Origin of the sequence: Pantoea cypripedii, assembly GCF_011395035.1 — a bacterium.
Taxonomy (GTDB): domain Bacteria; phylum Pseudomonadota; class Gammaproteobacteria; order Enterobacterales; family Enterobacteriaceae; genus Pantoea; species Pantoea cypripedii_A.
The window spans coordinates 2,793,171-2,806,204 of sequence record NZ_CP024768.1 but is presented as its reverse complement, the minus strand read 5'-3'; the positions used below and the strand labels follow the sequence as shown (position 1 = coordinate 2,806,204).

Annotated in this window: 9 protein-coding genes; all 9 read left to right on the top strand. The window is 44.5% G+C overall.

The window, feature by feature from the left end; genetic code table 11:
* Positions 1–47: 47 nt before the first annotated feature.
* The 9 genes from galE (at position 48) to CUN67_RS13125 (ending at position 13,030) form a co-directional block, all read left to right on the top strand.
* Positions 48–1,061 (top strand): UDP-glucose 4-epimerase GalE, encoded by a 1,014-nt coding sequence (gene galE, locus CUN67_RS13165; RefSeq protein ID WP_208715779.1) that lies wholly within the window; start codon positions 48–50, stop codon positions 1,059–1,061.
* Between the two features lie 428 nt (positions 1,062–1,489).
* Positions 1,490–2,569 (top strand): dTDP-glucose 4,6-dehydratase, encoded by a 1,080-nt coding sequence (gene rfbB, locus CUN67_RS13160; RefSeq protein WP_208715778.1) that lies wholly within the window; start codon positions 1,490–1,492, stop codon positions 2,567–2,569.
* Entirely contained in the window at positions 2,569–3,456 is an 888-nt protein-coding gene (gene rfbD / locus CUN67_RS13155) for a dTDP-4-dehydrorhamnose reductase (RefSeq protein WP_208715777.1), read from the top strand. Before rfbB ends, rfbD begins: the two co-directional genes overlap by 1 nt.
* A 39-nt stretch (positions 3,457–3,495) precedes the next feature.
* Positions 3,496–4,380, top strand: a complete 885-nt coding sequence (rfbA, locus tag CUN67_RS13150) for a glucose-1-phosphate thymidylyltransferase RfbA (RefSeq protein ID WP_208715776.1) — start codon at positions 3,496–3,498, stop codon at positions 4,378–4,380.
* A complete protein-coding gene (gene rfbC / locus CUN67_RS13145; protein ID WP_208715775.1) occupies positions 4,377–4,910 on the top strand; it encodes a dTDP-4-dehydrorhamnose 3,5-epimerase in 534 nt (177 codons plus the stop codon). The genes rfbA and rfbC overlap by 4 nt, the downstream gene beginning before the upstream one ends.
* Positions 4,911–5,037: 127 nt before the next feature.
* Positions 5,038–5,871, top strand: a complete 834-nt coding sequence (locus tag CUN67_RS13140; protein WP_208715774.1) for an ABC transporter permease — start codon at positions 5,038–5,040, stop codon at positions 5,869–5,871.
* Positions 5,861–7,252, top strand: coding sequence for an ABC transporter ATP-binding protein (locus tag CUN67_RS13135; protein ID WP_208715773.1), 1,392 nt, complete (start codon positions 5,861–5,863; stop codon positions 7,250–7,252). Before CUN67_RS13140 ends, CUN67_RS13135 begins: the two co-directional genes overlap by 11 nt.
* Positions 7,245–11,192, top strand: a complete 3,948-nt coding sequence (locus CUN67_RS13130) for a glycosyltransferase (protein WP_208715772.1) — start codon at positions 7,245–7,247, stop codon at positions 11,190–11,192. The genes CUN67_RS13135 and CUN67_RS13130 overlap by 8 nt, the downstream gene beginning before the upstream one ends.
* On the top strand, positions 11,189–13,030 hold the full coding sequence (locus CUN67_RS13125) for an HAD family hydrolase (RefSeq protein WP_208715771.1): 1,842 nt from the start codon (positions 11,189–11,191) through the stop codon (positions 13,028–13,030). Before CUN67_RS13130 ends, CUN67_RS13125 begins: the two co-directional genes overlap by 4 nt.
* The last annotated feature ends 4 nt before the right edge of the window (positions 13,031–13,034 follow it).

Below are 13,034 nucleotides of genomic sequence, written 5' to 3'. Positions count from 1 at the left end.
CTTTTCTCATCATGTGCCGCGCCATTGCGCGGCTGAAAGGAGTAAACATGGCTATTTTGGTAACGGGTGGAGCAGGTTATATCGGCTCCCACACGGTGCTGGCGCTGCTACAGCGCGGTGACGACGTTGTGGTCCTGGATAATCTTTGTAATGCGTCGCGCGAAGCTATCGATCGCGTTGAAAAGCTGGCGGGGAAAAAAGCGGTTTTTGTTGAAGGCGATGTCCGTGACCGTGCCTGCCTGCGCGATCTGTTCGCCGCGAATGATGTTTCCGCGGTTATCCACTTTGCGGCGTTGAAAGCGGTAGGCGAATCGACCCGTATGCCGCTGGAATACTACGACAACAACGTTTCCGGTACGGTGGTGTTGCTGGAAGAGATGCGCAATGCCGGTGTGTGGAATTTTATCTTTAGTTCCTCTGCCACCGTATATGGCGCTGATGCACCGGTTCCTTACGTGGAAACCACGCCGATTGGCGGGACCACCAGTCCGTATGGCACCTCCAAGTTGATGATTGAGCTGGTCATGCGTGATTTCGCCAAAGCGGATAGCAACTTCAATGCGATTGCACTGCGTTACTTCAACCCGGTGGGTGCGCATGAGTCGGGTGAAATTGGTGAAGATCCTGCTGGTATCCCCAACAATTTGCTGCCGTATATTGCTCAGGTGGCGATTGGCCGTCTGGACAAACTGGGTGTGTTTGGCGATGACTACGATACGCCAGACGGCACCTGCCAGCGTGATTACATCCACGTGGTAGACCTTGCTGAAGGTCATCTGAAAGCGCTGGACCATCTGCCCAAGGTCACCGGTTATAAAGCCTACAATCTGGGTGGTGGCAAAGGTTTCTCGGTGCTGGAAATGATTAAGGCCTTCGAGAAGGCTTCTGGTAAACAGATTCCGTTTGAATTCAAACCGCGTCGTGATGGCGATCTGCCTGCGTTCTGGGCCGATGCTTCGCTGGCGAACACCGAACTGGACTGGCGTGTGACGCGCGGCATCGATGAAATGATGCGTGATACCTGGAACTGGCAGTCAAAAAACCCGAACGGGTTTAAGTAATTTCTCTCCGGCGGGTTTTTAACCCGCCAATATCTTCTCCCCCTTCACATCCAATCAGGCTTATGTCTGTTTCATCAAAATCTGATTGAGTTGATTCTGTGACTCAGTAACCATCTTCCGCGCAACGCAGCGGTCAATATTTGCACTAACTCCCCGATGAGAAATGCAATTTATTCGTCATTGATCTTAGTGAGTGATAGAATTAATGACTGTTTAAAGATAATCCGCCTTTATTAATTACCTTGATAAATGAGTGATTATTCAGAAAGATAGCTGCAAATAAGTTTGATATGCCGCTTCTACATTTTGACCCCGTCTCAGCTATGTGGGAGCTGTAACCCAGGGGCGGTAGCGTGCCTGTTTGGCAGGCATTTTCCATTTCATTTTGGTGTAAGTCTTACTGAGTAAGTCGGGATAAACGAGACGTTATGAAAATCTTAATTACGGGTGGTGCAGGGTTTATCGGTTCAGCCGTGGTTCGCCACATTATCAACAACACTAATGATGAAGTGATCAATGTTGATAAATTGACCTATGCTGGCAATCTCGAATCTCTTGATGCAGTCAGCCAGAGCGCGCGCTATAACTTTAGAAAAGTTGATATTTGTGATGGTGCCGGGTTGCAGGAAGTCTTCAATGAATTTAAGCCTGATGCGGTAATGCACCTGGCTGCCGAGAGCCATGTCGATCGGTCAATTACCGGTCCCGCTGAATTTGTCCAGACTAATGTTGTGGGTACCTACGCATTGCTGGAAGCGAGCCGTCAATATTGGTCTTCGCTCCCTGCCGACAAGAAAGACGCATTCCGTTTTCACCATATTTCTACTGATGAAGTGTATGGCGATCTGCCACACCCGGATGAAATGGCTGGTGACTTACCGCTGTTTACTGAAACGACCCCTTATGCACCAAGCAGCCCCTATTCATCAACGAAAGCCGCCAGCGATCATTTAGTCCGCGCCTGGGGACGTACCTACGGCCTGCCTGTGATTGTAACCAACTGTTCCAACAACTACGGTCCTTACCACTTCCCGGAAAAACTCATCCCACTGATTATCAGCAATGCGCTGGAAGGGAAACCGTTGCCGATTTACGGTAAAGGTGACCAGATTCGTGACTGGCTTTATGTTGAAGACCATGCGCGTGCGCTTTATACCGTGGTGACTAAGGCAGCGACGGGCACCACTTATAATATCGGCGGACATAACGAAAAGAAAAACCTTGATGTGGTACTGAAGGTTTGCGAATTACTGGATGAACTGCGTCCAAAAAATGCTCCCTACGCTGAGCAGATTGTCTATGTCCAGGATCGCCCGGGGCATGACCGTCGTTATGCCATTGATGCTGATAAAATCAAAAAAGAGCTGGGATGGTCGCCACAGGAAACCTTTGAAAGCGGATTGAGAAAGACCGTCGAGTGGTATCTGAATAACCAGACATGGGTTGAGCATGTGAAAAGTGGTTCTTATCAGAACTGGCTAAAAGAAAACTACGAGAATCGCAAATAATGAATATTTTGTTATTTGGCAGAAATGGTCAGGTTGGCTGGGAGCTGCAGCGCGCGCTCGCACCATTAGGTCAGGTAGTGGTACTGGATCGCCACTCTCGCGATTATTGCGGTGATTTCGAAAATCCAGCGGGTATTGCTGACAGTATCCTGAAGATAAAACCTGATGTGATTGTCAACGCGACGGCCTATACCGCCGTGGATAAAGCTGAGAGTGAAGCCGATAAAGCCCGGCTGATCAATGCCACCAGCGTTAAAGCGATGGCAGAAGCGGCAAAAGAAATTAACGCGTTAGTGGTTCACTACTCAACAGATTATGTCTTTGATGGCAGTGGTACCATACCGTGGAAGGAAACGGACGCCACGGCGCCTTTAAATACCTACGGACTGACCAAGCTTGAAGGTGAAGAAGCGATTATCAGCGCAGCTGAAAAATATCTTATCTTCCGCACCAGTTGGGTTTATGCCGCGAAGGGAAATAACTTTGCGAAAACCATGATTCGCCTGGCTCAGGAGCGCGAGTCATTATCGGTGATTAATGACCAACATGGTGCGCCAACAGGTGCAGACTTAATTGCAGACTGTACAGCACATGCGATTCGTATGACGCTGGCACAACCTGAAAAGTCAGGAATTTATAATCTCATTGCCTCCGGTGTCACGACCTGGCATGCCTATGCTGAAACAGTTATTGAACATGTCAGACAAAAAGGCTTGCCACTGAAAGTCACAACCGTGAATAAAGTTGCAACATCGGCCTTTCCTACACCCGCTAAGCGACCATCGAACTCACGCCTCAGTACAGATAAGTTCACTGCCACATTTGAACTTAATCTGCCGGATTGGCAGTTCGGGGTGATTCGTATGCTGGATGAATTATATAACTGAGTGTTGTGACATCAGATTAACAAATTGAAGGATAACGTTGTGAAAAGTAAAAAAGGAATAATTCTCGCGGGTGGATCAGGAACACGCCTTTATCCTGTGACAATGGCAGTCAGTAAGCAGTTATTGCCTATTTATGACAAACCGATGATCTATTACCCGTTAAGCACCCTGATGTTAGCGGGAATTCGGGATATTTTGATCATCAGCACTCCGCAGGATACTCCGCGTTTTGAAAGCCTGCTCGGCGATGGTTCCCAGTGGGGATTGAACCTGCAGTATAAAGTTCAGGAAAGTCCGGACGGGCTCGCTCAGGCTTTTATCCTTGGTGAGGATTTTGTCGGCGATGATAATTGCGCGTTGATTCTTGGCGACAATATTTTTTACGGTCACGATCTTTATAAGCAGCTGGAAGAAGCGTCGAATAAAGAGCAGGGTGCAACCGTTTTTGCCTATCACGTGCATGATCCAGAGCGTTACGGAGTTGTTGAATTTGATAAAACCGGAAAAGCAATTTCACTGGTTGAAAAGCCTAAAGAACCGAAAAGTAATTATGCTGTGACCGGTCTGTATTTCTATGACAACAGCGTTGTTGAAATGGCTAAAAACCTCAAACCTTCTCCGCGTGGCGAGCTGGAAATCACTGATATCAACAATCTCTATCTGGAGAAAGGCGAGCTTTCTGTTTCAATTATGGGCCGTGGTCATGCCTGGCTCGATACCGGAACTCACGAAAGCCTGATTGAAGCAAATAACTTCATTCAAACCATCGAAACGCGTCAGGGCTTAAAGGTTGCATGTCCGGAAGAGATTGCGTATCGCATGGGCTTTATTGACCGGGAAAGTTTGAAATCTCTGGCCGAACCCATGATGAAGAACAAATATGGCCAGTATCTGATGGCGCTGTATGAAGGTAAGTTAGTATGAAGATTATTGACACGAAAATTGCGGACGTAAAAATTATTGAGCCGAAAGTATTTGGCGATGAGCGTGGCTTTTTCCTGGAAACTTTTCAGAAAGAACGTTACCTGTCAGCTCTGAATATTGAGGGTGATTTTGTTCAGGATAACCATTCACGGTCCTCTAAAGGTGTTTTGCGCGGATTACATTTCCAGCGTGAAAATCCGCAGGGAAAACTGGTGAGAGTGGTGAGAGGCGAAGTATTTGATGTAGCCGTTGATATTCGTCCTGAATCACCTACCTTCAAGCAGTGGGTTGGCGTGTATCTCTCTGAAGAGAACAAAACGCAATTCTGGATTCCACCGGGCCTGGCGCATGGCTTTGTGGTGATCTCTGACTTCGCTGACTTTGAATATAAATGTACGAACTATTATGACCCGAGTAGCGAAGGTTGCTTACTGTGGAACGACCCGGAAATCGGGATCGAGTGGCCGATTACTGAGCCTCTGCTATCTGCAAAGGATATTCAGGGCAGACTTTTATCTGAATTAGTTTGATAAGTTAATTAGCCTCAGAAGTTGAGGCTTTTATTTTTGTATTGCTTACGGAAGTGTTTGCGTAAAATCCAGATGGTACCGCACTTATCTTTAACCCAATGGTGCCAGTGTTCATAAGAGACTATTCATGGATCCTCATATTTCGAAACCCTCCTCCTTGCGCTCATTGATCGTTCATTCCTGGAGAAATAGAAACCTTATTTACCAGATGACGAAGCGTGAAATCGTTGGACGATATCGCGGGTCAGCAATGGGACTGCTGTGGTCATTTATCAACCCTGTCTTTATGCTGACCGTCTACACATTTGTCTTCTCCGTGGTATTTAAAGCACGCTGGGGAGCTTCAGCTGTTCAGGAATCAAGAACAGACTTTGCCGTCATTTTGTTCGTCGGGTTAATTGTCCATAGTCTATTTGCAGAGACGTTAAACCGGGCACCTACGTTGATTCTTGCTAATGTAAACTATGTTAAGAAAGTTGTTTTTCCACTGGAAATACTGCCGATTATTAACCTCGGCTCAGTACTATTCCATAGCTTTATTAGTCTTCTGGTTTTATTGATTGCTTTCTTTATATTTAATGGTTTTATTCATTGGACTCTGGTCTTTATTCCTTTAGTGTTATTCCCTTTGGTGTTGTTGATTCTGGGGCTTTCATGGTTCCTCGCATCACTAGGTGTGTATTTGCGAGATGTCGGACAAACAATCACAATTATCATGACGGTTATGATGTTTCTGTCTCCGGTGTTCTATCCTATTAGTTCACTGCCGAAAAATCTTCAACCAATTATCATGCTAAATCCACTGACCTTCATTATTGAACAGGCTCGCGCTGTACTTATTTGGGGTAAACTTCCCTCGTTTTCCGGGCTGGGTATTTATGCTCTAATTTCATTGGTGATTATGTGGTTGTGCTATGCATGGTTCCAGAAAACAAGAAAAGGATTTGCTGATGTCCTCTGAAGACAATGCAATTGAAATTCACAATGTCAGCAAGTGTTATCAGGTGTACGAGAATCCCACTCGACGCCTGAAACAGTTCATTATGCCACGTATAGATAATCTGGTCGGACGCGAGTCACGAGTCTATCATGAAGATTTCTGGGCACTTAATGACGTGTCATTTGTTTTGCCTAAAGGTGAAACAATGGGCATTGTGGGGCGAAATGGTTCTGGAAAATCGACACTCCTGCAAATTATTGCTGGGACGTTAACACCCACTACTGGACATGTGGTAGTGAATGGGCGTGTTGCTGCATTACTGGAATTGGGAGCAGGCTTTAATAGTGACTTCTCTGGTCTGGAAAACGTTTATCTGAATGCCTCGCTTCTTGGCCTCTCTCGTGAAGAAACAGATGCGAAATTAGACGATATTCTTTCCTTTGCCGATATTGGACGTTTTATTGATTCACCCGTCCGCTCGTACTCAAGTGGTATGCTGGTGCGTCTGGCCTTTGCCGTTCAGGCACAAATCGATCCTGAAATTTTAATTGTTGATGAGGCATTGGCTGTGGGCGATGCTAAATTTCAGGCTAAATGTTTCGCCAGACTGAAAAAGTTGAAGGAAAACGGGACATCAATACTCTTTGTTTCCCACGCAACAGAACAAATCGTCACGCACTGCGATCGTGCAATTTTGCTGGATGGCGGGGTATGCCAGGCTAACGGCAAACCACGCGATATTGTTAACCGCTATCTGGACATTCTTTTTGGTAAGAAAAAGAATAATGACAGCGAGCGTGATGAAGTAGATCGTCAAATTGAGCAGGCATCCGCAGGTGAAAAAGAACGCCTCGAACGTGAATCGGGTGTAGTAAATGAAAAAGACGGCGAAACATCTTCTCATGCAAAACTGCGCGGTATATATGACCAGCGGCCAAACTATAACCCAGCCGAGTATCGATGGGGCGATGGTGCGGCGAAAATTTCAGACTTTTATATTGAGCAGGCAGGAGAAGCATTCCCTGGTAGCTTAGAACCACGTAAACAGATTGATTGTTATTTTAAAGTTGAATTTCAGGATACCGTATTTCGACCTATTTTTGGTTTCGCTGTTAAAACCAAAGAGGGGGTTACCATCTATAACACCAACAGCGAATGGCAGTCTGTTGCGTTAATTGATGAAGGTAAGCAGGGTCAGGAAATGGTTGTCACCGTTTCTCTCCCAAATCTTCTCTTCGAAGGTGACTACTTTTTATCCGTAGGAATTGCCAGCAGCAATACTCATGGAGAGGTAATACCGCATGATCGCCGATATGATTCCATTCATTTAGCTGTAGGTACGGTTGGGACCTTTACTGGTTTGGCCGATTTGAACGCGAGAATAAAGATTGAACATGACTAATTTGATTGAAATATTGTCAACCTCAGGTTTCAAACAACATGAGGATAATCAACTCTGGTATCCGGCTGAGCACAATGAATTTGGCTACAGTGATGGTGATGATGCAGAAAATTATATTGCTGAAGCCATTGCAAGCGTCAGTGACTTGAGCATCAATTCTGAAGAACTTGAGGCAAAGATGGTTGACTGGCCATCGACTTATCATTTGAGTTCATCTCGTTCCAATTTGCTCAAACCTTTTAGTTCCTGGTTCAAAAATAAGCGTGTTTTAGAGATTGGCTGTGGTTGCGGCGCGATAACCCGATTTTTAGGGGAATGCGGAGCACAGGTGGTTTCTGTCGAAGGGAGCCTGCGACGTGCATCAATTGCGCGTTCGCGTAGCCGCGATCTTCCGAATGTAACAGTTATCTGTGCACCAGCTGATACTTTGCCTGACCTGGGCGAATTTGATGCCGTTCTTTTGATCGGTGTACTGGAGTATGCCAGAGTCTTTGTGGCAGAAAATGGTGAATATGCTCTGCTGGAAGATTGCCGTAAGCGCTTAAATAGCGACGGTAAATTATTTGTTGCTATCGAAAACAAATTAGGAATTAAGTATTTTTCAGGCGCATGCGAAGACCATGTTAATCTACCTATGTTTGGTATTAACAATAGTTATAATGAAAAAGGGGTTGTGACCTTTGGGCGTCAGGAATTAATTAGGCTGCTGGGTGATTGTGGTTTTTCTCACCAGGAAGAGTATATTCCGTTACCCGATTATAAGTTACCTTGCACAGTCGTGACTCCGCTTGGATGGAAAAAATACTCCAGAGAGTTAAGTCAGTTGGCGCTTGAAAGTGCACACAAAGATAAGCAGGTTGTGCCTGAGCATTTATTTTCACTTGAACAGGGTATTAAAAATATCTGGGATAACGGGCTGGCTGCAGATATGTCAAGCTCATTCCTTATGGTCGCTAGTGTTCAGATTCAGCCAGAGTTAAATCAGGGTGTTGCGGCTTTCCATTACTCTGACAGTCGTCAGGTCGCGTTGCGTAAAACCATTGCTTTTGTTAGTAAAGAGAATGAATTAACGACAAGCATTATTCAGGATGGTGGTAATTTAACCACAGATGTTGTGCCTGTTGAATATTCAGAAGTTTTCATTAAAGGTCAGTCATTGTGGGTTGATTTTGTGCATATAATCAATCGTCCACATTGGCAAATTGAGGAAGTTGCCGACTGGGCGAGAGGGTGGATTAATCAGGTTTTGCTTCGTACAGGAAAATCATTAGAGCTCGATCCTGAGACCTCGTTACCTGTCGAATATTTAGATGCACTACCATTTAATGTTATTCTCGATAGTACTGGCAATTATGTCTTTTTTGATCAGGAATGGGAAGCTGCTGATAAAGTTACATTAGGTTATTTGGCATTCCGTGGTGTATTCCATTCATTCCTGCGTATCACATCAGTAGGCAATAGCCGCTATTGTTTGACCAACAACATTTCAGAACTGTGTCTCGCAGTGTTAAAAGCGGTAGGTTTTCAGGTGGATAGCGAAAATCTGAGAAGTTATTTAAAAGAAGAGGCCTCATTTCTTTCTCAGGCGCAACATAAAGATGAACAAGAAATTTATACCACGCTGAAGACATTAAATCTTACAATACGTGCTGAATATTGGGTGAATGCTGAGGACTTCACGTCATTAAAAGGACTGGCTGAAACCACGCATAATAATGATAGTGTGCAAATTGACGAATTAAAAACATCGCTAAACCGCGAAGAAGCTATTTCGGCTGAGCTGCGTCAACAACTGCAGGCTATTCAAGCTGCTCATCAGCATGATGCCAATTTACTGGCGCAATACAAGCATGATATGGATAGTATTTTGACCTCCGCCAGTTGGAAAATCTCAGCACCATTCCGTGTGTTGGGCCGGCGGGTGCCATTTGCTGTGCGTGGACCTGCCAAACGGATATTTTTCCGTTGTTTTTACCTTGGTCAGCGTATTAAAGTTAAGGCCGGACAAGTGGTGAGAAGAGCATTACAACATTCAGCAATGGCTAAGCTTAAGCGTAATTTACGGAGCAGTGCTCGTTCCCTCTACTATCGTTTACCTGAGCGTTACAAGGCGAAAGCGCTGACGCTAGCGATGAAAATCCGCCCGAGCTGGTTCGCTCACCATCCGTCTTTCATTCAGGCTGTTTATGACAAGCAGCTGCAAAATCCGATCGATGCATCCCGTCCTCCGGTATTTATAAGCCATCATAATGATGGGACTTATCATTTTTCCGAGCGTCCGGATGAGTATGTTTATATCCCGGCGAGAAAACCTCATCATTATGAAGATTTAATTTCTGAGCTGGAAATTAAGCCAACATTCAGCATCATTGTCCCAATTTATAACACGCCGTTAGATTTGCTTGAGTTGATGGTTAACTCGGTAAAAAATCAATGGTATGAAAACTGGGAACTGGTATTAGCTAATGATTGCAGTCCGATGCCTGAGATTGTCCCAGCGCTAGATGCGTTTAATGATCCTCGTATTAAGGTGATTCATATGCCTGAAAACCAGGGGATTGCGGGTGCGACAAATGTGGCGATTGAGACAGCGATGGGCGATTATATTGTCTTCCTGGATCATGATGATGAATTGACCGATGATTGTCTGTACGAATTTGTGCAATGCATCAATGAGGAAGATCCCGACTTTATCTACAGCGATGAGGATAAATTCACACCAGAGGGTGATTTCTCACAACCACATTTCAAACCGGATTGGTCACCTGATACCATGATGGGCACGATGTATACTTGCCATGCAGCTTGTGTTCGCCGCAGCAAAGCACTTGAGTTAGGTGGATTGCGTTCAGAATACAATGGTTGTCAGGATTGGGATTTCATATTACGTCTTAGTGAAATTACCGATAAAATTAGTCATATCCCTAAAATCCTTTATCACTGGCGTATTATTCCTGCTTCTGTGGCATCGGATATTACAGCAAAACCTTACGTTCTCGCTGCATCTAAGGCAGTGCGTGAAGCTGCTCTTGAGCGTCGTGGTATCAAAGGTGAAGTTGAAGAACTTAACGGGTATTTAGGATATTTTCGCGTTAATTATCACATTAAAGATAATACGCTGGTATCGATCATTATTCCTAGTCGGGATAATCATGAAGTGCTCGCGCGCTGTATTGATTCTATTTTTGAGAAGACTCGCTGGCATAACTTTGAAATCGTGGTTGTTGATAACGGTTCTCAACAGCCAGCAGCGCTGGATTATTTAGCAACACTGAATAAGCGAGAAGGCGTAAAAGTAATTCGGCATGATGTACCATTCAATTTCTCGGAACTGAATAATATTGGTGTGGCGAACTCATCAGGCGAATTGTTGTTATTTCTGAATGATGACACCGAAGTGATGCAGGCCGATTGGCTGGAACGCCTGGGTGGCTACGCTCAGCAAAAACATATAGGTGCGGTTGGTGCGAAGCTTCTCTATGCGGACGGACATAGCATGCAGCATGCGGGCATTATCAATCTGCATGCGGGTCCGATGCATGCGTACTTGCGTCAGCATAAAGATCATCCAGGTTATTTTCTGCGAAACCAAATTGAGTATAACTGGCTTGCTGTTACTGGTGCCTGTTTAATGGTTGAGCGTGCTAAATATGAAAAAATCGGTGGTTTTGATGAGACCTTCCCGGTTGCTTATAATGATGTTGATCTTTGTATGCTTTTGGTTGAAGAAGGCTATTACAATGTGATGTGCCAGGCTGTAACGCTGATTCATCACGAGTCATTATCGCGCGGTCTGGATCATATGAGCACTGAAAAATACAATCGACTGATGAATGAACTCAGTCGCCTTAATAATAAACACCCACAGTATTATCAATATGATCCATTTTTTAATATCAATTTTTCATCTAATGGTTATAACTTTGAGATCATGAAATGAATGATGAAGACATATTAAAAACGATGAATTTTAAGGATGATGAAATGGAATTAGCATCATTGCGCCACCAGGCTAAGCAGGCCAGAGTTATTTCTTTTGATTTTTTTGATACCCTGTTTGTTCGGCCTCTCAATGATCCAGAGGATGCTTTTGACCTTGTTGGTTGTAAGTTTGGGCTTGATAACTTCCGCCAGTTACGCAGGAAGGCCCAGGCTCTTGCTTTCAAACAAATGGTTAAAGAGGGAAGAAAGGAAATTACATTAGAGAATATCTATAATCAATTCCCTGATGTAAGAAGTGATGTTGGCACTTTGGCTCGTGCAGAATACGATATTGAGCTGGCACTTGTTGAACCAAATCCTTTCTTTCTCAAGTTTTTTAACGAGATGCTAGCTGCCGGAAAAACCGTTGTCATTACTTCAGATATGTATATGGGGGAGGAGTTTTTCCGTGCTGCATTAGATAAATATAATATACCTCAGGTTCCCCTTTATATTTCAGCTACACGCAATGCAACCAAACGTGATACAGGCGAGATCTTTGATTTTATTATTCAGGATTGCGAAGTATCAGCAGATGACATTTTGCACATTGGCGATAATGAGCTTGCCGATGTTGTTCGGCCCCGGGAGAAAGGGTTGAAGGTTTGGCATTACCAGCCTGAGCATCTCCGTACTAAGCATCTGCGTTCTAAGCTCAAAGGTCAGTCACTTGGCACCTCTTTGATCGAGGGGCTCTATCGGACAAGTGCGCCTGAAGAAGTCCCGAATCATACTTTTCAGCAGTTAGGATATGTTTATCAGGGTTCGGCAACGCTAGGCTTTCTTGAGTGGATCAGAAAGCAATGTATTAAAGACGAAGTAGATAATCTTCTGTTTGTCTCTCGTGATGGTTTCTCGCTAGAACGTCTGGCCCGGAACTATTTTAGCGATCGACTCCCTGATTTTTCATATTTTATGGGGTCCCGCATCGCGTTCAATCTGGCGCTGATGACAGAAGATAATTTTGGTCAACATATAAATTTCCTGATGTCAGGTTCGGATGGCTTGTCACCTGGTGAGTTATTGGAACGAATTGGTATTGAGCCGCCCACCGATGATGTGATGTATTCGCTGGGTGTGCCACCACAAATGATCATCAAACCAGATAATTACGCATTAGTTCAAAAATTCCTGCTTGGCTACAAGGCTGAGATTTTAAAAGTTTGTCAGCGAAATCGTCGTGGACTTTTTATTTATCTCAATAGTCTGGGCATTAAACCCGGCGATACCATTGCCCTGGTGGATGTGGGTTGGAGCGGCACGACACAGGAAGCATTTGAGCAAACTGTGAAATCTTTCTTCAATATCAATGTGGTGGGTTATTATTTTTGCCTTGCTAACACAATTGAACGCAGACGTCGTGATTCACATATGAATATGAAGGCATTAATTAATGCCGAATCATTCCCTCAGGCCGTTATTGATAAAGTCTATGAAAATCGCGTTGCAGTGGAACTCTTCTTCTCTGCACCACATAATACAGTTATTGGCTATAAACCGGTTGGTAAGCGTGTAATTCCTGTTACCGATGTGGGGCGTTCCAAGGCAAAAGATCATAACGTTATTAATGATAAGCTCAATATCGGTGTCGATGCCTTTTGCAACGATTACCATAACCTGATTGGTAAACTTCAGGTTAGCCTGACTCCATTGCAGTTATCCTCTCCTCTCGTCGAGCTGGTAACAAAAGATAGCTGGCGCCAGAATCCACTTTTTCAACAAGTTGAGAATTTTGATTCCTGGGGGAGTTCTCGCAATCAAACCGTGAAATTTGCAGATTATTTCAAGAAGCCATGAATAT